This window comes from Tengunoibacter tsumagoiensis (assembly GCF_003967535.1).
Classification (GTDB): Bacteria; Chloroflexota; Ktedonobacteria; order Ktedonobacterales; family Ktedonobacteraceae; genus Tengunoibacter; species Tengunoibacter tsumagoiensis.
The window spans coordinates 935,837-959,750 of the sequence record NZ_BIFR01000002.1; the positions used below are offsets into that span (position 1 = coordinate 935,837).

16 protein-coding genes and 1 pseudogene are annotated in these 23,914 nt (G+C 46.1%); 11 read left to right on the forward strand and 6 right to left on the reverse strand.

Features of this window, described 5'->3' with window-relative positions:
- Nucleotides 1-109 precede the first annotated feature (109 nt).
- The gene (locus tag EL628_RS24145; protein WP_126582565.1) at nucleotides 110-733 is read right to left on the reverse strand and encodes a DUF2690 domain-containing protein; all 624 of its coding nucleotides are present in this window, start codon (nucleotides 731-733) and stop codon (nucleotides 110-112) included.
- A 1,135-nt stretch (nucleotides 734-1,868) separates the two neighbouring features.
- On the opposite strand from EL628_RS24145, the gene EL628_RS24150 reads away from it, so the two are divergent.
- The 3 genes and pseudogenes from EL628_RS24150 to EL628_RS31125 form a co-directional block, all read left to right on the forward strand.
- Nucleotides 1,869-4,007, forward strand: coding sequence for a DUF262 and DUF1524 domain-containing protein (locus EL628_RS24150; RefSeq protein WP_126582566.1), 2,139 nt, complete (start codon nucleotides 1,869-1,871; stop codon nucleotides 4,005-4,007).
- Between the two features lie 1,263 nt (nucleotides 4,008-5,270).
- Nucleotides 5,271-5,678 (forward strand): IS3 family transposase, encoded by a 408-nt coding sequence (locus EL628_RS29965; protein ID WP_161975732.1) that lies wholly within the window; start codon nucleotides 5,271-5,273, stop codon nucleotides 5,676-5,678.
- A gap of 197 nt (nucleotides 5,679-5,875) precedes the next feature.
- Nucleotides 5,876-6,022: pseudogene (locus tag EL628_RS31125) on the forward strand (IS3 family transposase); the annotation flags it as partial.
- 93 nt (nucleotides 6,023-6,115) lie between these two features.
- Here EL628_RS31125 and EL628_RS24165 read toward each other — a convergent pair.
- From EL628_RS24165 to EL628_RS24185, 5 genes are all read right to left on the reverse strand, one after another.
- Nucleotides 6,116-8,098: a replication-relaxation family protein gene (locus EL628_RS24165; protein WP_126582568.1), complete on the reverse strand. Its 1,983-nt coding sequence runs from the start codon at nucleotides 8,096-8,098 to the stop codon at nucleotides 6,116-6,118.
- A gap of 8 nt (nucleotides 8,099-8,106) precedes the next feature.
- Complete coding sequence (locus EL628_RS24170) at nucleotides 8,107-11,169, reverse strand: hypothetical protein (protein WP_126582569.1); 3,063 nt, start codon at nucleotides 11,167-11,169, stop codon at nucleotides 8,107-8,109.
- A 308-nt stretch (nucleotides 11,170-11,477) separates the two neighbouring features.
- Complete coding sequence (locus tag EL628_RS24175) at nucleotides 11,478-14,546, reverse strand: VirB4 family type IV secretion system protein (protein ID WP_126582570.1); 3,069 nt, start codon at nucleotides 14,544-14,546, stop codon at nucleotides 11,478-11,480.
- 87 nt (nucleotides 14,547-14,633) lie between these two features.
- Nucleotides 14,634-14,894 carry a hypothetical protein gene (locus tag EL628_RS24180; RefSeq protein ID WP_126582571.1) on the reverse strand — a complete coding sequence of 87 codons (261 nt, stop codon included), beginning with the start codon at nucleotides 14,892-14,894 and terminating at the stop codon, nucleotides 14,634-14,636.
- A gap of 19 nt (nucleotides 14,895-14,913) precedes the next feature.
- Complete coding sequence (locus tag EL628_RS24185; RefSeq protein WP_126582572.1) at nucleotides 14,914-15,768, reverse strand: hypothetical protein; 855 nt, start codon at nucleotides 15,766-15,768, stop codon at nucleotides 14,914-14,916.
- Nucleotides 15,769-16,451: 683 nt separating this feature from the next.
- Between EL628_RS24185 and EL628_RS24190 the strand changes: the two genes are divergently transcribed.
- The 8 genes from EL628_RS24190 (at nucleotide 16,452) to EL628_RS24225 (ending at nucleotide 23,914) form a co-directional block, all read left to right on the forward strand.
- Nucleotides 16,452-17,276 (forward strand): hypothetical protein, encoded by an 825-nt coding sequence (locus EL628_RS24190; RefSeq protein WP_126582573.1) that lies wholly within the window; start codon nucleotides 16,452-16,454, stop codon nucleotides 17,274-17,276.
- A 716-nt stretch (nucleotides 17,277-17,992) separates the two neighbouring features.
- Nucleotides 17,993-18,742 (forward strand): class I SAM-dependent methyltransferase, encoded by a 750-nt coding sequence (locus tag EL628_RS24195; RefSeq protein ID WP_161975733.1) that lies wholly within the window; start codon nucleotides 17,993-17,995, stop codon nucleotides 18,740-18,742.
- A 920-nt stretch (nucleotides 18,743-19,662) separates the two neighbouring features.
- The gene (locus EL628_RS24200) at nucleotides 19,663-20,652 is read left to right on the forward strand and encodes a PP2C family protein-serine/threonine phosphatase (protein ID WP_161975734.1); all 990 of its coding nucleotides are present in this window, start codon (nucleotides 19,663-19,665) and stop codon (nucleotides 20,650-20,652) included.
- Between the two features lie 48 nt (nucleotides 20,653-20,700).
- Nucleotides 20,701-21,717 carry a bifunctional DNA primase/polymerase gene (locus EL628_RS24205; protein ID WP_161975735.1) on the forward strand — a complete coding sequence of 339 codons (1,017 nt, stop codon included), beginning with the start codon at nucleotides 20,701-20,703 and terminating at the stop codon, nucleotides 21,715-21,717.
- Nucleotides 21,718-21,902: 185 nt separating this feature from the next.
- Nucleotides 21,903-22,526 carry a hypothetical protein gene (locus EL628_RS24210; RefSeq protein ID WP_126582577.1) on the forward strand — a complete coding sequence of 208 codons (624 nt, stop codon included), beginning with the start codon at nucleotides 21,903-21,905 and terminating at the stop codon, nucleotides 22,524-22,526.
- A 243-nt stretch (nucleotides 22,527-22,769) separates the two neighbouring features.
- Nucleotides 22,770-22,973 carry a helix-turn-helix domain-containing protein gene (locus EL628_RS24215; protein ID WP_126582578.1) on the forward strand — a complete coding sequence of 68 codons (204 nt, stop codon included), beginning with the start codon at nucleotides 22,770-22,772 and terminating at the stop codon, nucleotides 22,971-22,973.
- Between the two features lie 226 nt (nucleotides 22,974-23,199).
- Entirely contained in the window at nucleotides 23,200-23,685 is a 486-nt protein-coding gene (locus tag EL628_RS24220) for a hypothetical protein (RefSeq protein WP_126582579.1), read from the forward strand.
- Nucleotides 23,672-23,914 (forward strand): hypothetical protein, encoded by a 243-nt coding sequence (locus EL628_RS24225; protein WP_161975736.1) that lies wholly within the window; start codon nucleotides 23,672-23,674, stop codon nucleotides 23,912-23,914. Before EL628_RS24220 ends, EL628_RS24225 begins: the two co-directional genes overlap by 14 nt.

Genomic DNA, 23,914 nt, shown 5'->3' on the forward strand with positions numbered 1-23,914 from the left:
AATCTCTTGCTGTGTCGGGAATGCAGAAAGAGTGGCAGAGAGTCCCCGGCTCCTCTTTTGATTTGCAGAAATGACAGACATGCTGACAATGCCTGTCATTTCCGATGTCCTACTCATAATTGGGAAGAGGGTTCCCTTTATGCATCGAACTGTTGGCCTGGCCAGAGTTTAAAACAACTGTGAGCGGTTGTGTTTCCCCCACCATCTCAAAGCTCCCCGATCCGGAATATTGAACCAGCGGACCAGTTGTCATATCCGTCCATGCAACGTAGGGGATGCGAGGGTCAGGAAAAGTAGGCGTTCCAACAATATCCTCTTTATTCTGATTATGAAACAGAAGCATTGCGTGGATCGCTGTAAAGACTTTTTGTGCGCTGACAAATGCAATTGTACGAACCCAATACGTCTTACACGTAGATGAGTACCGGAGATCAACTTCACCAAGCGTTGTTGTTTGCTGATTACTTTGGAATACGGGATGTTGTTCGATTGTTTTTGCATCGTGAACGCATCCCTGAATGATCGGATCTTGTTGTTCGCACAAAGCTGGTTGTGTTCCTTTTGTTGTTGCGCAGGTCGCAGTATTCGAGGTTGCTGCATGGGCTCTCGTCATCAATGATGAGAAGCCTCTGGTATGGAGTACGGTTACGCCTAGAAGCATGAACGTTGTCATGAGACAGATTCCAAGAATAAGCAGGATGCGGACGGTAGGATTGTTCATCACTTTGACCATGGTGCACCTTTCTTTCACTATGAGACGAACTTGCTGTCGATGAGCGACTGCTCTTTGCTCTTTTCAGAGTAATATGTTGACCGGGTAAAGCAGGGAGGGAACGGGCAGGGAGTGCGGGGGTAGGGGAGGGGTAGGATCTTCATGCCTCGTATGGAGGAGGGATAGGAACTTTAACATGTTCTTCAACGGGTCGTGGCTCTATGAGACGTTGCTTTTTTCCTGGTATCTTGGTGACATGATTTCTAAATAGCTCTAGCTCTCCAGTATGGTAAGAAGCATCTCGTACTAACCTGCTTATAGTAGTGTGACGCCGTTTATTGTTTTCAATATGCGCGATGTAGGTATGTTTTTAGTCACAATGGCCGTATGGTCACGTATTCGTAAGCAGCCTCCACAGAAAAGAAAACCGCGTATTTTACTTATTGATGAGACATGACGGTTTCTTAAATTAAATGCAAGCGTTGAATTTTTGGTTCATATTATCCGACTTGCTAGAAAGCATTATGTGAGCGTCTGTACCAATATTCATGATTCAACAGAATTTTTTGCGAATGAATGGGGCAGGGCGATCTGGACGAATTCGGCGCTGAAGTATGTGATGAAGCAAAATAGTAGCACGATTAGTACAGTTACAGAAATGTTAGGGCTCAGCCTGGGGGAACGGCGTCATCTATTGAGCTGTTGAATAGGAGAGGGCTTGATATGCGCTCGTGGGGTGCGTATCCCTATGCAAGTGATTGCTTCTGATCTAGAGTATGAGCTTGCAAATACCCAAAGAACTGCAATCAAAGAAGAGTTTGATAAAGAAGAGGAAACAATCAAGATGCTAAAAGTGGTGAGAAGCTAAAGAAGAGGGTCATTTGTATCAGTTCATTAAGCAAAACTACGCATCTGCAAAGTATATAGTTTCGCTTAATGAACTGATCCCTGTTTAATGATATCTCGTCTAGAAACATTGTAGTCAACTAACTTTCTAATGTATAATATTGCATTATTAGCTGAATAAATCTTCTGAGCCCATTCATGGGTAATCTAAGTTCCTATAACATAGATAAGATTGCTCCGCAGGACTAATTTTTGACAATTTGTGTTGAGATAAACCCTTAAAGTAAGGGAATTAAACAAAGGAGCCTTTATGCGTGCCAATCAAATCCAATTTTTACCCTTTTTGGAAGGGAAAAAGCAATTTATCACTCCTATTTATCAACGCCCCTATAGCTGGACAAAAGAACAATGTATGCAACTATGGAATGATATTGTGACTGTCGGAACTGATGAAGCAAGAAGCAACCATTTTCTTGGTTCGGTAGTCTTTATTCAAGAAGGACTGTATCAAGCAGCAAGAATGATACCTTTGTTAATTATTGACGGTCAGCAAAGATTAACCACCCTTACTATTCTTCTTGTTGCTTTGGCCCAAATATCTAAAGAACCAAATAGCTCTATGGCTATAGATGACAAAGATATTTATGATTCATATTTAACCAATGCACATGGTAAAGAAGAAGAGTATTATAAAATGGTATTAACTGAGAAAGATAAAAAAGCATTGCAGCAGTTAATAGATCACCCAGAAAGAATAAAGGATTCTAAGATTAGTCATAGAATTTTTAATAACTATTTGTTTTTTATTGAACAGCTTCAACATGAATCAATTAATCCTCAAGACATATATAACGGTATTAGCAAACTAGTTATTGTCGAAATTTCTTTAGATAAGGATCGTGATCATCCACAGCTAATATTTGAGAGCCTAAATTCAACAGGTATGGATTTATCTCAATCAGATCTCATTCGCAATTATATATTTATGGATATGAATACAGAGGAACAAAAAAGACTTTATAAGTCTTATTGGGCTCCAATGGAGCAGTACTTCGAAATTAATAAGAACAAACATTCTTTACTTGAAGAAAGAAGGTTTAGCTTTTTTAGAACCCCTATGGACTCTTTCGATAGATTTATGCGGGATTACTTAGTAGCTAAAAAGCAAAGGTTAACCTCAAACATATATGCAAGTTTTAAGAAATATCGCCAGTCTAATATTGCCACTAATGTAGAAGACATTATTTCAGATCTTTATCGTTATGCAGGTTACTACATGAATGTTGTACTTGCTCAAGAAAATGATAAAGAAATTAAACAAATATTTCAATCTCTTAGATATTTTGGAAGTAGTATTTCTTATTCATTCATAATAGAAGTGTATAACGATTATTCTAAAGGGGATCTTTTTAAAGAGGATTTTTTGATTATTTTAAAATTTATAGAAACATACTTCTTTCGTCTCTCTATTTGTTCACTACCTGATTTTTTTCTAGATAGATTATTTAGATCAATTGAAATAGACAAAAAAAATTATCTAGCGAGCGTCATAGGAGGGCTTCTTAAATCTGAGATTGATAAACCTAAATTTCCGACAGATGAAGAGTTCAAAAGTGCTTTCATATCAAAAAATATGTATAATAGCCCATTAAGAAACTATATTTTTTTTAAATTAGAAAACTTTAAAAGGAAAGAGATTGTTAATATTTCTGAGTATACAGTGGAGCATATTATGCCCCAAAACATAAAAAAATCATTAGAGTGGCAAGAAGAGCTTGGTGATAATTGGAAAAAAGTACATTCTCGCTATTTACATACTATTGGTAACTTAACTATCACAGGTTATAATTCAGAATTAAGTAATAGATCTTTTAAAGAGAAAAGAGATATGGTGGGTGGCTTTGCTGATAGCCCTCTTCGCCTTAATAAAGGTTTAGCTAAACTAGATCACTGGAACGAAGAAAGTATACAAATCCGGGCGCTGACATTGGCAGAAAACGCGTTACAAATATGGAATATTCCTTTACTAACTAGTAGTCAAGAAAAATATATCAAAAAGTTTGATAATTCATCTAATGATAAAATATATACACTTAAAGATCATAAAGCTTTAAAAGGTGGCATCTATGATTTATATTTAAAGTTAAGGACACTTATTTTGGGACTGGACGTAACTGTTCAAGAAGTGATAAGAGAGAAAGATATAATATTTAAAACAAAAGATGAATTTGTGTGCATTAAACCTGTGAGAAAATATTTAGATGTAATTCTAGACATACCTCTGTCAAGTATTGATGACCAGAGACTAACAGTTGAAGAAATTCCTGCGGATTCTCTATTTGATATTGCAAAAGTTAAGACAAGAATAATAAATGAGGATCAATTAGAAGATGTTATGAAATTGATACGCCAATCTTATGAAGCTCACTTGGAGAGTATAGAAGATTGAAGGAATTTAAATAAGTATTTAAATGATAAAAAGCTCAATAAAAGAGAAAGGAACAGCCACACTATCCGATGGAGAAGCTCAAATAATTTATGCACAAACGAGCTCAAATGAGAGGTATTCTACCACCTAATGTTGCTCTACTAAGAGAAGTAGGAACCGATTGGCTTTGAGAAAGATTTATTTAAGCTTGACTTTCCTTAACTTTTTGTGCTCTTTGTATTAATAAGTGTTTGCTATTAGAGTGTGTCTTAAGAGCCGCCAATGCTGATCGAGATAACCTCGATGCTTCATTATTGAAGAGATATTGTCTGACGTCATATACATGACAAGTGTATATTTCATTCATCTTTGACAAAAAAACCGTCCGTTTCTTCAAGCTGGAAGGGACATCAAACGTGTCCCCCAGGCTCTTAAGACATACTCTTACAACTATCTATATGTTTGAAGCATCTGAAAAAGAGGTTTGTAATGTATAGGATTACAGACTAAATGAATAGATAAAAGCAGTAGCCTCGTCTGCTGCGCTGGAGGACCTCAACAGCCCCGCTTGTAGATGAGAAGCGCCATCTTTGCACGGAAAGAAGCATCTATTACAATGCTAATCTGCGGGGAAATTCCTTTCCAAAGTGGGCCGCGTCTGGTCTCAACCAAAAGAGGCGCGGCCTTTTTCGTAGCCAGAGCCAGTGGGTACTATCTTCGTTCACAATCAGTTGATGTAGATCACTAAAGATATTATAATAAAAGTGATGCGCACAATTGTGTGAGCAAGGGAGAACCAGTTGAAGGATCATCGCCAGCCGACGATGTGTTCTTTCTGGTGGAAAGCAAGTGGTTTTCCGAGCGTCTCGGGACTGGCCTGGATGAGCTCAGATTCTCAGAGTACTCCACAGGTGGCTGGAAAGGCAATGAGGACAGGAAATGACCGCATGTTTTCTCCCAAAACACCTTCAAAAAATGAGATGCTCGGAAAATCTTGTATCGAACGGCTTCCTGTGCTATTCTACAAGGGGAGCTGGTGGCATACCCTATGGATCCCAGTCGGGCTTGAAACAATTGTTTTCGTCACTTTGCTACCACAGTCAAACAGGCGACATACCCTGTGGGGCCCAGTCGGGCTTGAAACTTTGTTTATATGTGCACTGGATCCACAAAACGTTCCCTGGCTACATAGTCAGGGGAGCCCAGTCGAGGGGAGCAATTAATTCATTTGTCGAATTCTTTTTCTGGTCGATGTTGATCAATTCGAGATTCTTTTCTTGCCATATGAGGCACTTTTCATGTTATTTCTGGTTAAAACGTCGCGAATTGGCCCAGCAGTTTCCGACTGCCTTCGAGCAAAATCTCCAGGTCTACGGTAGCCCACAGTCGCACGCCGAACTGCAAGCGCAAGGCATTCGCTGTGGACGGAAACGGATCGTCCATCTGATGCAGGAATTGGAGATCTCGGCTCGCTGCCTTGTCCATCGGGTTGTCACCACGCACAGCGATCCGAGGGTACGTGTGGCTCCCAATATGCTGCAGCGTGACTTTCCGGCTCAGACAATCAATGGTAAATGGGTGACTGATGTGACGTATGTCGCGACACAGCAAGGATGGTTGTACCTGGCTGCCGTCCTCTCACGAGCCGTGGTCGGATGGTCAATGGCAGTGGTGCAGATGAACGGCTGGTAGAGGATGCCTTACGTCTGGCGCTTCTGCGTCGAGAGCCGGGGAGTGGTCTGCTGCATCATTCAGACCGGGGAAGTCAATACACCAGCTAGGGATACCAGAAGTTACTGGCGGACCGGGACATTCAGGTGAGTATGAGCCGCAGAGGCAATTGCTATGACAATGCCATGATCGAATGATTTTGAGCCACACTCAAAGGAGAATGTACCTCACGCTACGTCTTTCAGACCCATGAACAGGCCCGTTCCGTCATTTTCGAATACATTCACTGTTTTTATAACCGGGTTCGTCGGCATTCTCCCTTAGAATACCTCAGTCCTTTGCAGTTTGAGTTCTTACGATCTTAGACTTTCAATTCTCTGCTTCCACTAAAGCGGGTCAATGACATCTCTGATGAAAATGGGGCCAGGTCAGGGTAGAGTAGGGAGAGAGGGACCTTCCTAGGGGGAGAAAAGACGAACTACCAGAGAAAGACCCTCTGAAAGAATCTCTTTCTCTAAAAGAAGAAGAATGTGTAACGATCCTTGGAGGGTATTCAACACCTGTTGCATGCGTTCTGTGGCTTTGTGTGACGATGTTACGACGAGGAGAGGAAGAACTGATCCTGTCGCTTGTTGGTAGTCAAGATAGGCCGTAAATTTGCGCGAGTATTGAACGATTCCTGTTGTCCCACGGTCATATTCGAGGAGGACCATTCTTATCGGCTGATCGGTTGGTGAGAGGGCAAATATGAGCTCGGCATCTGGTCGCGTGTGTTCATCGTCTTGCGTGATTGTATCTCGGTACCAACGGGCAGCCTCATGCGCACTTTTCCACTGGTAGATCATTTCTCCTCGTATGTGTGCACTTTGATAAAGTTGACGCATGAATGAATAAAGTGCATGGGTATGCCACATCTGCCCACTTAGACCGCGTGTTCCCCATTGCCGGTCAAGTTGTTCATCATCGCCTTTTTGATACTTTGGTGGGATAAAGTAATAGCTATAGGGTTCGTCTTTGCGATAAGCCATAAACTTGAGGGCAGTAGAGGTAAGAAGATAGCGCTGCTGTTCAAGTGGAGTGCTACCTTGAGACCAGATTCTGGCCTCAAGTAAGCCAAGCTGAAACAAATGAGTGATATGGTGTTGAAGAGGTTTCATGGCCTGAGGATCTGCCGCAGGTCGTGTTAAGGTCTGGAAGGTAGGCACATCAAGTAATGGATGATGTGCAGCCCACTCGATTATTTCTTTTTCTGCTACTGTCAGCTTCAGGGTGAGCAAACCAGCCCCTGCGACGCTTTGACGGTTTTTTCTTGTGGGAAAGAAGAGCTCGTTGAGGCGTTCTCTGCTGAGATGTGTTGCTTCATCTTGAAGTGAATCACCAACATAGCGTGTTAAGCGTTGTTTGGTGCGTGGAGGAGGAGCAACCGCATCTTTTAGAAGCATCTCGTAGAAGTGGCGCTGGTGTGAGAATTGTTCCACGAGATCTAGCGATGCTGGCTGACGAAGCAAGTGAGCAAGGGAGATCTGGCGGTAATCATCTGACGATGCCAGGGTGTCCAGCTCCCACCAGATGTTTGCATAAACTCCCCTGCTTAACGCATCAAACGTGGTAATTCCTCCCGAAAGAGGGGGCGTGTTTCGTTTCAGACTTACCTCTTCCTGAAGACGAGCCCAGAGAGGAATGCGGTTGCGTGTGGAAATGATGAAGAGATCTGGCCAGTGGTGACGATAGAGTTTCATGCTCTGGCGTAGATCGAGAAGCGATAGTAACCATTTTTCTATCTCGCGTTCTGCCTTTTGGTGCACTTCGCTATCTACATGGATGAGAAAGGCATAAGCTCCTCCTGGCTCCTGGGTTTCAAGGAGGAAGGCTGCGTGGCTCGAGAGAAGATGTCTCTTATGAGCAAAGGTATAGGTGTGTTGCCAGGGTTGTTGGTAGCTGATGAGGCGATGGCCTCTCGACGGCCCTTCGGCAATAATGCGCGTCGCCAGTGACACACATGCGAGATGAATGTGTGGGTGGGCGAGACGAGCCAGGAGATCATCACGTTCTACGTAATAGGATTGTGCGAGTCGTGCAATAGAAAGTGGAGGAGATGAGTGGATGGCAGAACTATAGAGATATAATCCCAGGTCTGTGACATAGTAGCGCTTTTGAATTCCACATGAGGGTTCACGGAGCCGGATTGTCTCAATCAGCCCCAAACTCGACATTTTTTTCAGCTGTGCAGAAAGATTGCTTGCATGAATCTGTGGCTGTTCTGGGTGTACAAGCACACGAAGAAGTTCCTCATGCGAGAGAAGTGAAAACCAGATAAGCCAGGAGAGCACAGAGAGATGAAGTGGAGTGTACTCCTGTTTCTTCAGGAATGCTTCAAGATCCTTTCGATAGAATGGTGTCCAAATTGTGGACGCATATTCGAGAGCGATGTCGCTGGTCATTGTTCACCTCATTCTTGTTCATTTTCCCTGGACAACCTTCTTCCTTCACTGCTGTCTGGCGATAATGGGGGGTGATACTCTGTTTCTTGTTGCTGAAAGGACTCCCCTTGTTGTGCTGGAGGGGCTATACCAACAGGATCCTTTGTCGTATTCTGTTTGCGCTTGCTGCGTGGATGATTCCGCCTCCCATCCCGACTTTCCTGGTGCTCTCCGCCTTTTGACGATGTGTTCGTTGGAAGGTTGTTTTTAGGTGTTGCTGGCGGATCATCACTCTTTTGTTGTACCTGTTCTTTTGTTTTGGATGGCGAAGACGTACCAGGAAATGGAGTAGTTCGGTCTGGTCCTGCTGTTTGCTGACGTATATCTGCTGCTCTCTGCTCTGCCTCCTCTCGTTCCTGCCTGATCTTTCGATCTGCCTGTGCATCGCGCTGTACTTTCTGTGCAAATGGTATGACATTGAGAAACTGTGACAAATGCTGTGCATAATCTCGATCAATATCGGCCGCTAGCGCATTTTGTTGCTGGTTCGATTGGCGGATCTCATCGGCTTGTCGTATGTGCAGAGGGGTATGTTGCCATGAAGAAGGTTTGGCAAGCGTGACAGACACGATTTGCACCGGGTAGCCCGTAATGGCAAGTCTGGCGTAACAATGAAGTCTGGGTTGACTGATAATGTGTTTCTGTTCAACGACTTTCCGTAACTCTTCTTCGAGCAGCTTTGCATCTGCCGCTGACACGTTAAAGGCACAGATATTGTCGCAGGTCGAGAAGACCATTTCGAGCAGACCATCTCGTATTTTGTTCAGTCTTTTTAGATTCTGTGTTGCCAGGAGCATACTGCATCCAAATTTCCCGTCCTCTGAGAGGAGACGGTCATAGTCACCACCAGAGAATGCATGAAATTCGTCAACAGCGCAGAATACTTTTCTTCTTTTCAGCAGTGGGAGCGATTCTTGCATGCGGAAGGCACGATGCAACAAATTGATGAGGGTACTTCCAAGCACATTCACGGCTGCATCATCCATATCACGTGAGGAGAGAGCACACAGGACAATCTTGCCCTCAGTAATACTCGTGTGTATGGGGGCTCTGGTGATTGGTTGACCAACAATTTTCCGAATTTGTTGGTTATCCTGAAAGACACCAAGCTTTGTGACAATTGGCATGATCACCTCGCTACGAAATGAGCTCTGTTTAGGAAGGGCAAAATAGACATTTTGCCACCAGACAAGCAATTCTTGATGCCAAATTTCTGACATATCAAGCTCATCAAGCACCTGAAGGGCGTAATCGGGATATTGTAACAGTGGATTAATATCTAAAAGGGTATATTGTTTCTTTGCCTGTCCTTGCTGAACTTTTTTCTGATTGAGCGTATACAAGAGCAAGCAGACGGCTTTTAGGAAGTAACTCATCCTTGGTCCCCAAAAATCTGACCAGACACGCTCAAAGCTCGACATCAGGTTTGCGACAGCTTGATCTCGGGTAAAGCCCATACTGGCATCAAGCGGATTGAGTGCCACAACATACTGAGTATCTGTCAGATCGAGGAGAATCACGTCTTTGGACCGATGAGGCGGAATGAGGAGCAGGAGATCTTCGATCAAATCTTTGTGAGGATCGATGATAAAAAGACCTGGCTGGGGGGTGTGATCTCGTACCGTCTGCATTGCTGCTTGTGCAAGCAATTGAATGAGCGTCGATTTGCCGTAACGAGATCGTGCCACGAGAAATTTATGGCTGAACAAGGTTTCATATGGCAGATACACTGGAATAGAGAACCCACGATGGCGAGAATGACCAATGAGAGCGGGTAGAAGAGGCGCAGGTGTCTGCTCAATCTCCTGGGCAATTTGAGGAGAAGCCAATAAGTGCTTTACTGATAGGCGTCGGATCAGCGGGAGATCTGTAACTGCCTGGGGTAAGTGAAATGCGCCTGAAAGTTCCAGACCATTACAGATATCCGGGCCTGGAGCACCACCATGGATAAACTTGAGCCATGGATGATGATAGGGGAAAGCGGCTGCAATACAGGGAAGAAGTGCGGCCTGTTTGTATTCTGGCTGAATATACTTTGTGTGCTTCAGAAACAGGCTATTGGCAGAAGACAGCGTAAATTGGCGGTATGCGACTTCCAGTCGTTTGATGTGGGTCTTTAAGTGCTCTTCTGTTGAGTTTATGTGTTGCCCAATAGCCACTACTCTCAGGTGTGTATAAAAGGCCTGACGAGAGAGTTTTTCGGATACCAGTTTCATATCATAAATGTCCTGACGGCTCTGTTTGATATGCCACCAGAGAAGGGCGATTCCAGTGGCAACCAGAGCTATGAGGAACAAGGTGAGAGAGAACCAGGCATGCATTATATACCAGTGATAAAAGAGCAGCGAGCCAAAGATGCCACCAATCAGCAGCATCGTTTTGAAGCCTTCAGATGCCTCAGTAGAGGGTTTCCTCTCACGCGTACGTGCGTCACGCTCTCCTTGCAAAGGATGTTCAACGGATTTGCGAATATAGCGTCCAATCCAATTATCTGGAGCTCGTACAAGGGCAAGTTGGCAGATGCAGCGTTGTCCTGATCCGAGTGGCTCCATCGCAGCAAGAATGCCTGCTAACGGATCTGCCCCAGGTTCTGTCAGCGTTTTGCCGCTGAACGTTTTGAGCGGCATCCATGGCTTTTGTGAAAGCGCAAATTCTCCGACAACTGCATGTTCTCCAGGACGCAAAAAGAGAGGATCGGCAGCAGGTTCAATACGGTGGAGCTCAGCTTGTGGATACTGTGCAGAGAATTGTTTGCAGAGCAGTACGAGTTGTTTTGCAGAGGAGGCTCGGAGAACAAATCCTTGCTCTCTCCGGGTCCCAACGAGTTCCAAGCCAAAAACCTCATCTGTCGCGCAGGCTTGAAAAAAATTCTCCATCGCGCTTGCTTGTAATTCTCCCTCTTCGCTCGGCATAATGAGCATCACGTGCTCGGTACCGACTGGGGCCGTAATACGCTCCATCTGTGGCAAGGGCGCAACTGGGGTGGTTGCAGCATCGGCGTGATGAATAGTGGAAGTCATTCGCTGCCCCATATGGTCTTCTCCTTCCTATAGTTCAACGGACGCAACGAGAAGCTAGTTCAACGGGCGAAACGAGAAGCGTGTATGAGACGTGGGGATGTATTGAGAAAAAGAGCGGCCATACCAGTAAGAATGTCAGGGTTGTTGCCAGAAGCAGCGCTATGCGATACTGTATGCGTGGTTGGAAAAGGACATATGGACACCCTTGTAGACCCTCGATGGTACGCTTGATCTGTCTTAAAAGCAGGATCCATGCTATCGAAATGAGTGAATGGAGAGAGTTCATTGGCTTGCTCCTGTTTCTGTGGTCTAAGGGAAAATTAAGAGACAGTTTTCCCCTGCCTGCTCGCTTTTTGTCGCATAGCGCGTTGTTCAACAGGGTCCGTCGTAAAAATGGCGCGGTAGATAGGATTAGACCAGATGGTAAGTGAAGCGTATTCGTTCCCCATGCGTAGCACACACTGACCAGGAATGCTCTGAATGAGGATGCGCTCCAATTCTTCTGGAAGATGAAGTTTTTCCACTGCGGTTCGTTGCATTCCCAGGAAAAAGACGGTTCCTGCATTCGAGAGCACCACTTGACCAGCTTCCAAAAAGTCCCTCGGATGCTGAGAGAGGGTGATTTGTGCAATACCAAGCTTTCTAAATCCTCGACTTCCGCTTTCGAGGTAGCGACGACCAGCCGCATTTTTCAGCAGGTAAGACGCCTCTTCAACAATATAAGCCAGGTAGCGATCATCTCGTCGAAGCGCCCGATGTCGCATGAGAAAATTCTGAACAACATAAGTCATCAGTGCAAACCATTTGCTATCTAATTCTTTAATGGAAAAAATCGTGAGCGGTTTTTCGAGCGAGATACTTGTCTGACCCTGAAAGAGATAGGCAGCTTTTTCTAATCGTTCAAGGAGTGATTGGCGCATGCTCTCAGAAGAGGCAGGTGTGGTCTGCATTTTCGCGATGAAGTCAACCAATGTTGGCGCTTGTTTGAGGAGGGTATCGGGATGATGTCGAATGGCCTCTGACGTGATGCCTGAAGCGGCGTAGGCAGCACGTGCGACCGTGATAAGATACGCTTCCTCACTTTTGGTGAGCTTTGTATCCTCATCGGTGACAAGCAAGGCAAGTCCAGCCATCAGGGAATTATCGAAAAATTCTGCAAGGATATCTGCTGGATCATCTGGGTCAACGTCGGCTGGCCCAAACGGAATGTCAAAGAGGTTTATCGGACAACTCCGCGCCAGATTATAACGCTGGCTTTCTCCTGAGAGTGTTTCATGTAAAGGGAAGTAATCGTCGTCTTTATCGAGGACAATGACATCGGCAAGCCCAAGCCCCATACATCCTGTGGCAATGGTTTTTCCTAGCCAGGACTTTCCCTGTCCAGTCTCGCCAATGACGACGATATGTGGGTTCGCGATTTTCTTATCTGAGGACCAGGGATTGAGGTAGACAGGCCGACGGGAGAGGTCACTGCCCGTATAGCCTAGAAAGACGCCTGTTGGTGTCCCCACCGTTCCGCTTGTTCCTGGAAGCATTGTTGAGACAACATCACTGGTTAACTTGACCCAGTTTTGTAAGAGATCCAGGCCAGTTGGTAAGCATGATTGCCAGGCAAGATCTTGCTGATAGAGCGCCGAGCGAGCTTGAATCTGCATATCTCGTAAATGAGAAAGCAGATAACGCGAGCGTTGTTCTAGCCGCTCTCGTGTGCTTGCATGGATACAGATGGTTATCGAAATGTCGAAGATTTTCAATTTTCGAGAAGCCAGGGCATTGGTGACGCGACGAATTTGTTCTGCTTCGACGTTCTGGTCTGCTTTAGTGATGCGGAGTGTTTTTTGATCGGAGAGTCGCTGGCTCTCTAATTTTGTTAGCGCTTGCTCTAACTTCATAATCATGAACCGGCTGTCAATGGGTTCGAAATGGGAGGAGATAAGGAGGGGTAAGCCTAGATCATGGAGATTATTGATCCATCCACAGAGCAGGTGATGACCATATCCAGTGATGGTGAACGTTTGTGTATAACGCTTTTGTGTTCCTGTTTGTATCTGTAGGACATCTGGCATGAGGGTAATTGCAGATGGGGCGAGAAGATCTGCAACCTCAATGACGCCGGTTTCATATCGATTCTGGTTACTCGGGCTTGTATAGAAAAAGGTTCCATGGATCCCTCGTACCTGTTTTTTATAGGTGGTCTGAGTTTGTTTGATCGTATGTTGTGGTGTTTTTATGTGGTGAGCTTGAATGGCTTTCTTCTTCTCTCCTCTTGTTTGATCATGTACGGAAGCGATTGGTGCTGTCGGGAGCAGAGAATGCTTGTTTTGATGAACGTGTGTTTGGTATGACCTCTGTTTTTCAGAGGGGACCAGTTCTGGAATAAAGGTAGGCAGCGCACTTCCTGGAGCCAGGCAACAGGCAAAGAGTTGCAAAAATTCCTCATTTTCGAGTGTCCAGATCCGCATATCTAGCTGTTGAATGGCTTTTCTCACAATAGAGACCCGAATACGAAGGTGATCAAGCACTTGCACCTGCGATAATAGAGCCGCTTTGCGAAAAGTGAGGAGGTGAGCGATGCTAGAAAGTACTGATCGTGATGCCCCATCTGGATGTCGTAAAGAGGTCTCTGCGTTCGAAACAGAAACAATAAGAAAATGTCGTGTCCGTGTACAGGTGGTCATCTGTCGTTCCTGCTCGTGGAGACTCGCCTTCTGGAACGCCTGTAAATGTGGGGTGTGAGCAAGGAGAGAGAGTGCATCTTTCTGGAATGTCAGCGCTGGAGCGTTCTGTGGATCAATCTGCTCAGAAAGAGAGAGGAATTGAAGATGAAATTCTAGTCCATTCAAAAAACCTTCAAAACGGCGAAACACACGCACCTGTTCACTTTCTGGAAGCAGACAAATGTTTTTCCCTTCAATTTCTAGCGCCATCCAGTAGCGTGCAATATCCCGCTTTTTCTGCTGATGGATCTTGCCACCAATGCCGTTTTGGAGAAGAGCGATAGGCATCCATACGGCTTGAACTGATGGATACTGTCTTTCACCTTGCGGTGAGTTGGCCCGATTCTTTTGTATGGGATGCCAGATTGTTTTCGCCGGGATTGTCTTTGATCTCATGAGTAAATAGAGCCAATAGGCAAGCGACCGACCTTGAATCTTCCCATGAACAAAGATCATTGCTGCTATAGTAATCAGTGCACAAACAATCAGACGAGGAATGATAGGGAGCGATCCTGTAAAGGAAAAACTCCCTGTTGCAATCCCAAGATCTGTCAGGAGTTGTGTCAGGTTCATCCCGAAGATTTTCTCTTCAAACGTGAAGAGATGTCCGGAAACTTCCTTTATAAGTGGATTGGCATCAAGTGGATAGGGATGAGGTTCTTTTTGCATCATGGCTCTCCCTCGTAGAGAGGATGACACTTTTTATGCGCCATCCTCAGAATATTTGCACTGAATAACTGTTATAAGCGTAAGTAGTTGTTAGCCGTGAAGTGCTCCTCCGATTTGCTGCCCAAAGGTCACAATTGCGCCCGCTGCTGCAATAAGAGCTGCGCAGAGAAAAACTTTCCTGAGATTATCCCATCGCTTATTGTATGAACTGACGTTGGTATCATCCGTAAACATGATCATGATCACGGAGACAATAATCATCAATCCTGCGATAGTTAAGCCCAGGGTGGCTGCATCCGACTGAAGATCTTTTAAAATGCTATTAAGGGTAGAGAGTGTTCCGTATTTCATGATGGTTCCTCCATGGTGCTCAGAGGAGAAGTCTGGCACCGATAACGACTGCTCTCATCACTTGATCAATTCCCTGTGTCCCCTGGATGGACGTCGATGGGAAGCGTGCAAGGAAATCAGGGATTTTTGCAACGAAGAGCAGCATTGCAATAGCCAGTAAGAAGCCGTTCAGTCCAGTTTGCCCTGCACTTGCGAGGAGTGTAAGGCCTAATGTAAAGGATAAAAACTGTACAAACTGTGTAAAAGTGACAATGATAAATAAACGTCCCCAGTATGAGAAGACGGAGGAGGTTTGTGGGAGGAACGAGAATAAGATTGCAATCGGAGCAAGAACGAATAATAAGTTCCATAATACTAACCGTTCAAACGCCTGGAATATGAGACGAATGAGTGTAATGTTCAACAAGGTGATGAGACCAAGGTAGAGCCAAAGTCCCTGCCCCTGGGTGATCTTTGCGCCGTTGTTCACTGTGTTAAAGAAATTTGCAAGGTTCGCATTGATCGTACCGCACAACAGATTGTTAACGATGAGCAGATCCTGACCAAAGAAAAAGCTGAGATTCATCATGAGCGCTGTCACAATGATTTTCGGGACAAACTGGCTCAGTGGAAGGGTAAGTGATCCAGTACTATTGGAAATCATGATTTGAATCGTTCCAATAAGAATTAAGAGGAGAAAAAACGCATTCGCAATAGACAACATGAGGCCCCAGGTTTCAATTATCACCTGGTTTGTGACAGTCAACTCCATTGGAGTGTTGCTCATATATTTCACGACAATGGGTTGCAATGGTCCAAGGACACCTGTTCCAACTCCCTGGTTTGGTGAATTCAGAATGACCTGTATCGCCTGGAATAAAAGTTGATAATTCATGAACGATTTCCTTACTGTTGGATCTGTTTTCGTTTTGAGCTTTTTGGTGTGACGCCTTTCTCTTCTGACACTCTGAGCACAAGCTTATCAATCCGACCGTGGTAGCAGGGATGGAGATGAGGGGGAATGGCCTGTATGATAAAGGTAGAGGGAAGAAGGAAGCACTGAGTAGTCTCATGCTAGCAAGAGAAGGTTGCATGAGAGATAGAGTGCTATCTTGCTACTCTCAGCATTGTAAGTCCCATCCACTTGAAAATGTCAGGTCTTCTCTATAGCAGTATTCTATCTTCTTGTTCTTGTGGGGCCTCTGCGCAAAGGTATCTCTGACCAAAAAGAAGAGCACATATCGTGTAGAAATGCTTCTGAAGCTGTCTGATCCAGCGGTCAAATGTTGGCAGATCACCGTTTCATGTCTCATTTCACCGCTCGTGTTCTGCGACAATCAACCTTCCCTTCTCATTCCTCTCGCCTTCGCCTCTCTTCCAATCTATCTACCCCTGTCTTCTTGCAACTCATTTTGTACAGTAGGTGTAGTCCTCATGCATAGGACGAGAAAACGTGTTTGTTTTTACTACCACCATCGCAGAGACATCTGGAGGAATGCCTCTCTGACGATGGTGAAAGCCTTCGTCATGGACATCCTCAGAGCAACAGCGGTGTGGAAGAAAGAAGAGGGAGCTTCCATGATGAACTATGACTCACCCAGTACTGCCAAAATCAATGCCCCTATCGTTGCTACTGCCATGTTTGAAGGTGGGCAGGCATTTCTGAAGATGATCAGTCGTATGGCCTCTGAGATTGATGAGACTAAGCTTGCTCAGAATGAGCAACAGATGGAGCAACGCTGTGATCGCGCCTTGAGCAATGCAAAGCGTGCTCGCAGTAATCCAGTTCCTCATCTTCTATCAGCCGTACGCAACTGGTCGCGCAAGCAAGCCCTCGTCCTTCTTCGCGAGAAGTTGGCAGGCAAGTCAGTGCAAAAGGATTTCTATGAACCGTTTCAATTTGCTCTTCAACAAGAGATCTCAACGATGATGCTGGATCTCCAACTGTTCTGGGAGCAGGAAGATGAGCAACGTGCAGAAGCAGCGAGAAATCAAGCGGTAGAGAAACGGAAAGAGGCTGAACAGGCCTATGGCGCAGCATATCCCTACGTGCGCGGCCTCAACGAAGCTGTGCTGGATGGGGAACGTTATCGTCAGGTGATTTTCAATGATGGGCAGCAAGCAGCTCACATGTGGGCAAACAAATATGAGGAGAGCGTGAAGGCACGTGAGAAGCAGCTTGAGGAGCGTGAAAAACTCATCAAGGTGCAAGAGAAAGAGGGCCATGAGCATCAGATTGCTCTGCGTTCCCTTACCAAGTGGGACGATCGCAATTCCTTTGCAAACACAGTTGTAAACACAGGAAAAAATACGATTGGATGCCTCGTGGTATGGGTCCTGGTCATTCTTGGCATCTTGCTTGCCATTTATCTCGCGTTCCCTCATCCTCATAGTCTCTTATAAGGAGGTATATCAGGTTTATTCATTTATTGGCCTGGAAGGGGCAGCTCTGCTGCATTCCTTCCTTTTCACCCAACCTTGTCCTGCGCATCCGGGACAGACGTCACTCGTGTGAAGAAGAGGGCCTGAGCTCAAATACTTGAGCCAGGGGTCCTACGAGAGGATGGAAAATGTGTACGATCGCTCCCTTTCTGGTTGAGCTTGCTCGTGTGACACCTTCTCTCCTCTCACTGATGCCGGTATGAGTCGAGTCTTGTTCACGTTCGCTCCCTTCCGGGTTGAGCTTGTTCTTGATACGATGCTCCACTTTTATCGTGACGTATGATCATAGCTCAAAAACAAGAGAAAGAGTACCTGGGTTTTCCCTCCTCTTCTCTTGTTTTCGTCTATTGTGCAAGATGAGTAACCTTCTACGTATTTGACACGGGAGGAGAGCCTGTGCTATTGTTAGCCTGGAATTCAGCAGGAAGCAGTTCAAAAAAGCTTTGTAAAGGATCTCTCCATTGGATCATGCGGCGATAGCGATACCATTTCTCGCTGTGTGGGGACTCGACAAGCATCCGCTTAGCTATGAAGTCGCCCACCGCCGTATTATGCCCTTTTTCAGCTAACCGACTTTACCACCAGAGCGCATAGACAAGGAAAAAACCAGGCCGTGGGCGACTCCTCCAGTATCCATGGCTTTTTTCGTCTCCAAACATTTTTACCTGGAGGAAAACATGACAGGAAGCTTTTACGACAATATTGCGAAGAAATTCGGTGCATCCGGCCAACAGGGGCAGCGCAGCACAGAATATCCCGTAGGTGATCCAGAGAAACTCTTCGAGCAGAAGGTACTCGAACTGGGCAGGAAAGAGACGATCGCTCTGGACGCAGGCTGCGGCAGCGGAGGGTTTACGCTGCGGATGGCACCTCATTTCCAGCGGATTATCGGCATTGATAGCTCGGGAGAACGAGTGACTCAGGCGCGGGCAGAGCAGCAAGCGCAGGGCATCGGCAATGTGCAATTTGAGAGGTGCGTGGCGGAGGAGAGCGGCTTTGCTCCTGCAACCTTCGAGGTCGTCTACAGTCGGCGCGGGCCGACGCCTTACCGTGAGTTTCACCGCATTCTCAAAGCAGGTGGACACATCCTACACATCGGCATTGGCGAGAAAGACGCCTGGGAACTGAAACGCATCTTCGGGCGCGGCCAGGGCTTCTGGGAATGGAAGACCGGAGCCCTTGAGCAAGCCGAAGAGCAGCTCCGGCATGCAGGCTTTCAGGTTGTCTATGGTCAGAAATTCTTGTACGACGAATACTATGCCTCCTACCATGATCTCGACCTTTTCCTGCAAAGCGTGCCAATTTTTGAGGATTTCGATTCAGAGCAGGATAGAGCGCGATTGGAAGCATATGCTGCCACGTCTCAGACCGACAAAGGTATCCACCTGCCACGACATCGCTTTGTCGTCGTCGCCGTGAAATCCTGATCGGCAACGTATACCTTCCCTAATAAGGGGTTACGAGATGACTGCAAGCTGAGCGCCTACCTTACCCGCGGTCATCTCGTGACCCCTTGGTGACAAAACTCAAAAGCTCAGCAGTGCAAAAACATAAGGGGCACCCACCTGCTAATGTGCCATAGACGAAGCCTGGCCGAGAAAATGTGAGAAGAAACCGACTCATTTTCCTGTTCCTACCTCCCTCCTCCCTCTCAACTCCCCCTCATCTACAGGGCGGTATTCTGTATAGTTGAAATGAAAAGAAAAAAGATACCGCGGATGACTCATCTGCACCTGGTAGCAATACCGCCATTGTGTCGTCGTTTTCCTTCATCATTGAGAAAGAGGATGTCGACGATACAAGCATTGTCAAGAGACTCTCTTGAAATGAGCTGAAAGAGGATTGCAGGGCCTTCATAGTTTCTATGAGCGAACTCTCCTACTGGTCAGTACCTATCATCTGTTCTCTGTATGTTGTAGGGAAGAAAGCGTCCTCTGTAGGTTGTTGCAAAAGATATATCTTGTGTCATGTTTTGTGCGTTAAAAGGAGAAGTGTTGCTCTCTGCTAATTGTTCCTGCGTCTATCGAGAGTATGATGGCAGGAAAAGTGGAAAAGGGAGAGAAAAGACACGTTGTAGGAGCGATACAGCATTGATCCTCGTATATTGTTCTGTCAATGGCGTTTGTATGCAGGTTGAAGCATTGAGCAATACCCGCTTCTTGTTTTGTTGCTGTGTTTGTGTCAGTCAGAAATCAGTTGGTTGAAAAGGCCATTGCCCCCATCTTCTCAGAAACAACAGCTTGATCTGGAATAACGAGTGCAGAGGAGGGCTTTTTGTGCTTTTTTCAGCACCATGATGAGGCTGTTTTGTTCCTGTTCATCAGTATTTTTGAAGAAAGGAAAGAGTATGCCCATAGATATCACTCTGTTTCTCCAAAATATCCAGGCAGCACTTATCAATCGCCAGTATCACTATGCGCAATTCCTGGTCGACTATACCATCAATGTTGTACAGGATGATGCTCGCCTTGAGACTCAGTTCTCCCCTTTTGATGTCAGTATTGGATTGCACCCGGGACGTGTCCGTCAAGAAAATGAGGATTGCATTTTAGCGGTGCAAGGAATGAGAACCACGCAGGAGGAGTTTGGACTCTTTGTTGTGTGTGATGGGATGGGAGGCCATGACCGCGGTCAGGAAGCTGCGCATCTTGCCGTTCAAACCATTCTAGAAACGGTCCTTCCTGTCATCGGAAAAACCAACCTCCCTCTCAGCGAGCGCATCTTAGTAGATGGTATTCAAGCAGCGAATCGTGCTATTTATGTACGAAATCAAGGAGTGCACCAGGAACAGGTCGCAGCAGGAAGCTCCCCCACGCTCTCTCGACTTCATCATATGGGGACAACTGTGACTGCTGTCCTTCTTTTTCGCAATATTGCCTATATTGCCAATGTTGGTGATAGTCGCACCTATCTCTACAATCAATCCCTCAAGAAGATCACAAAAGATCATTCTCTGGTAGCTCAATTACTTGCGGATGGTTACCTTCAAGAAGAGGAGGAGATGTACACCCACCCCAGCCGTCATCAAATCTCGCGTGCATTGGGAGTCAAGCCTTCTGTAGAAGTCGATACCTTCATGGTTCCTCTGCTCGGAGATGAAATTCTCCTTCTGTGCAGCGATGGATTGTGGGAAATGACCCGTGATCAGAAGATCGAAGCCATTCTCGCTTCTTCCTGGGCGAATGCTTCATTGATGAGCAATCGCCTTGTGCAGATAGCTCATGAGGGTGGAGGAAAAGATAATATCGGATGTATTGTTGTCCAGTTGCAACGACGTGCTGATATCAGTTCAGAAGAAACAGTGCTTTTTGGGCCCGTGGTTGCATTGAAGAAATGATGTTGTGCTTCACCATTCAAGATGAGAGTGGCGAAAGGAGTAGCGGTGATGAATGAGTCATCATCTGGGTCCATCCGCACTTTCACTCTCTATCAAACCGCACTTGCTGCGATACGTGCAGGCATTAGTTTCATCCCCATTCTGGCGGACGGCACCAAGAGTCCTGCTATCCGTTGGAAAGATTTTCAGCAGAAGCTTCCAACGGTGCGTGATGCAAAAACGTGGTTTTCTGGGAAAAATCGTGGAATTGCCTTTATCACGGGTCAAGTGAGTGGTGGGTTAGAGATGTTAGATTTTGATGCTCATGGTATCTATGAGCGGTTTGCTGAGCGAATGCATCAGGAAGGGTTCGCCGCGTTACTCGAGCGTATTGAACAGGGCTACAAGGAGCTTTCGCCAAAGGGAATTCATCTCTATTATCGCTGTTCATCTGCGGTCGAGGGAAATAAAAAGATTGCTCAACGTCTGATTCAAGGTCCTCCCTATGCCCTGAGTCTCATTGAGACGCGAGGGGAGGGAGGATATAGCATCGGAGCTCCTTCCAGCGGAGCGGTTCATCCCAGTGGTCGGCCTTATCGAGTGCAGTCTGGGAGTCTGGAAACTATTCAACGCATTCAACCTGAAGATCGTCTGCTTCTTCTTTCTGTTGCCCGTACGCTTGATGAGGTGCCTCTTGTGGGGCGGCCAGTCAGTCGATCTCGAGCAGACGTACAGCAGAATGCAGGAAAACGATTGCCAGGTACCATTTTCAACGAGCGGGCAACGTGGCCAGAAATTTTGGAACCTCATGGGTGGATACGGGTGAGAAGCATTGGGAAGGAAGATTTCTGGAGAAGGCCAGGGAAAGAATGGGGAATAAGTGCTACGACGAATTATGAAGGAAGCGATTATCTCTATGTCTTCTCAACTTCAACCCTGTTCGAGTCACGTGTGGGGATAAGCAAATTTGCAGCCTATACCTTCCTTGAGCACGCTGGAGATTTTTCAGCAGCGACAAAAGCTCTTGTGGCACAGGGGTATGTCGAAGATGATAGGCAGCCATCTGTGCGTGAGTGCTCCCCTTAGCAACCTGTTCATGCTTCAAGCGAGATCGGCATCTCTGCCGATCTCTTCTTATTCCAGAGTCGGCCATCAGGAACGTCGGTGTCATGACGCATGTGAAGCATCACGATGTCTGCTCCGTTTTTCTGATTGTTGTGATGTGTAGTGGGAAATGCTGGTCTGAGTAATGAAAAGAAAGAGGCTTCTCGATGAAAAAGAAACCCAATGATTGTACTGCTCTCATGTCACATCCGTACCTTGCTACTGGCTCAGTGCAGGTTCGCGCTGCACTGAATGCTCTGGAGCATCTCCTTATGTCCAGTACGCAAGAAAAAGTTCTTCTCCTCCTTGAGCAAGCGTCCCTAGAAGAGCTGGCGCAGCTCTGTATCGAGCGTTTACTGCTCTACACTCCAGTAAAAAGCATCCTTGTCCTTGTCCCTCCAAAGATGAAAGGATCACTTATTGCGTCCTGGAAACACCTTGTCATATGGAACAATGAGTGCACCTATGCAGAACAGTGCTCTTTGCAATTTCAGTCAATCTCTGATCAGGCCGCCCATGTCTGTCTTACGACGCTTATTGATATACAGAAGCAGGGAGGGATTGATTCTGTACAGACCTTCTTTCGCGCATTTGATGTTCTCGTGCTCTATGACGTCCCATCCAATCCAGGCCCTGTATGGAGTCAGGTTGTAGATTTCTTCGCTGTTTCAGGGACGCGTGTGATCGGATTGAGCTCGCAACTCACTTCAGAGGATGGGTCCTTGTTCTTTGGGGCGGTTGCTGATGGAAAAAGTCCCATGGATCAGAAATCGAGACAGGCGTGCCCCTGATCTTTCAGTTGTCTGTTTCCGATTGTTCATGGCATGTGTTTTGAGGCCAGGTCCCCCATTGAAGGAACGCTTTTTGGCTCATTCTCTTCATTGGCTCCCTGGTCTTTTTTGTTTTCCACACTGTGTCTTCTCTGATACGTCACTCAAGCGCCGATCTCTTCCATAGGTGAGAAGAGAGGTGTTTTTGTGCTCATAGACAGGCTCCTGTGAGCCAGATGTTCTTAAAGAAAGGAGAAGTGCCTTATGTCTCCTCACGTGAACCATACGTTGCTTACTACTGGAGAAGTAGCTCGAACGTTACGTGTGAATAGTACGACTGTTCGGCGCTGGGTCAAATCTGGTGTCTTAGCCGCAGTCATTTTGCCTCATACAGGGAAAAGACAGGAGTATCGAATTAAGCAATCGACACTTGATACCTTGCTGAACTCAGGGCAACTTCCTCAGTAAATCTCTTTCCACGCTTTTCAGTGCATGTCCAGATTTTCAGCTCTTCGCCGTCAGCATGTTTCCAGAAAACGCAACCATACAAAGGATCAGGTCCATTATGAGGTTTTTACGGTGGCCTCGCGCACCTCCATCAGTTCTCTGCGGCCTCTCTCTACAAGCCGTGTCCGGCTTTTTCTTATTGTATCGCTATCCCTATTCTCTTCCACACACAAGGAGTAAAAGAACCATGAGTCATATCGAAGAAGGAAAAACAAATCTGCTGTTTCAAGAATTCCCTGCATTGCTCCGCCAGGGGAATCAACAGGCTCTGGCACAACATCCCTGTATGAAACTTCTTCATCAAGCCGCTTTGCTGGTTGCCAGGCAATACGATGGAGAGCTTCTGCCCTACTATTATACCTATTTTGGACAGGAACGACTGGCCAATACAGGCCTTGCTGTGCATATTCCTGTACGAGCTGGCAAACCAGAAGGTGAAGCCCTTCCTCGTGGAATCGGGCTCATTGTCGATGAACAAACAGGTGAGTTAAAGTTCCTGGGCGATCCCTGGGGTGTTGATGAGCACTTCTACCAGAAAGTGCAACATGCCATCGTGCAAAACTATACCGTTCTTGCCCACATGGCAGTCCTTCAACACATGCAGTATCAGGTAAGTACACAACAGATTGATGAGCACATTGCCATCACTGGAGGAAGCTATGCCGTCGCTTAAAACGATTCATATCCTCGTGAAGGAAGATGGCTCTGTCACAACCGATTTTCAGAACTTTACTGGTGCTGACTGCCTTGCAGCAGGCAAACACCTGCACGCGTTGCTCGCACAGTTTGGCGTGCAGGTCGATCAGACAACCGTTACCCCAAAGCCTGAATTGCTTGCTGCGCAAAGTGTACAGCAAGAGGTTGTCGCAGAAGCAAATCAAGAAATGACCATGGAGGGATAA

Bases quoted from the DNA above. Each gene is read 5' to 3' on its own strand.
- EL628_RS24145 (WP_126582565.1), bottom strand. From the start codon at position 733: ATGGTCAAAGTGATGAACAATCCTACCGTCCGCATCCTGCTTATTCTT.
- EL628_RS24150 (WP_126582566.1), top strand. From the start codon at position 1,869: ATGCGTGCCAATCAAATCCAATTTTTACCCTTTTTGGAAGGGAAAAAG.
- EL628_RS29965 (WP_161975732.1), top strand. From the start codon at position 5,271: ATGAGGCACTTTTCATGTTATTTCTGGTTAAAACGTCGCGAATTGGCC.
- EL628_RS24165 (WP_126582568.1), bottom strand. From the start codon at position 8,098: ATGACCAGCGACATCGCTCTCGAATATGCGTCCACAATTTGGACACCA.
- EL628_RS24170 (WP_126582569.1), bottom strand. From the start codon at position 11,169: ATGGGGCAGCGAATGACTTCCACTATTCATCACGCCGATGCTGCAACC.
- EL628_RS24175 (WP_126582570.1), bottom strand. From the start codon at position 14,546: ATGATGCAAAAAGAACCTCATCCCTATCCACTTGATGCCAATCCACTT.
- EL628_RS24180 (WP_126582571.1), bottom strand. From the start codon at position 14,894: ATGAAATACGGAACACTCTCTACCCTTAATAGCATTTTAAAAGATCTT.
- EL628_RS24185 (WP_126582572.1), bottom strand. From the start codon at position 15,768: ATGAATTATCAACTTTTATTCCAGGCGATACAGGTCATTCTGAATTCA.
- EL628_RS24190 (WP_126582573.1), top strand. From the start codon at position 16,452: ATGATGAACTATGACTCACCCAGTACTGCCAAAATCAATGCCCCTATC.
- EL628_RS24195 (WP_161975733.1), top strand. From the start codon at position 17,993: ATGACAGGAAGCTTTTACGACAATATTGCGAAGAAATTCGGTGCATCC.
- EL628_RS24200 (WP_161975734.1), top strand. From the start codon at position 19,663: ATGCCCATAGATATCACTCTGTTTCTCCAAAATATCCAGGCAGCACTT.
- EL628_RS24205 (WP_161975735.1), top strand. From the start codon at position 20,701: ATGAATGAGTCATCATCTGGGTCCATCCGCACTTTCACTCTCTATCAA.
- EL628_RS24210 (WP_126582577.1), top strand. From the start codon at position 21,903: ATGAAAAAGAAACCCAATGATTGTACTGCTCTCATGTCACATCCGTAC.
- EL628_RS24215 (WP_126582578.1), top strand. From the start codon at position 22,770: ATGTCTCCTCACGTGAACCATACGTTGCTTACTACTGGAGAAGTAGCT.
- EL628_RS24220 (WP_126582579.1), top strand. From the start codon at position 23,200: ATGAGTCATATCGAAGAAGGAAAAACAAATCTGCTGTTTCAAGAATTC.
- EL628_RS24225 (WP_161975736.1), top strand. From the start codon at position 23,672: ATGCCGTCGCTTAAAACGATTCATATCCTCGTGAAGGAAGATGGCTCT.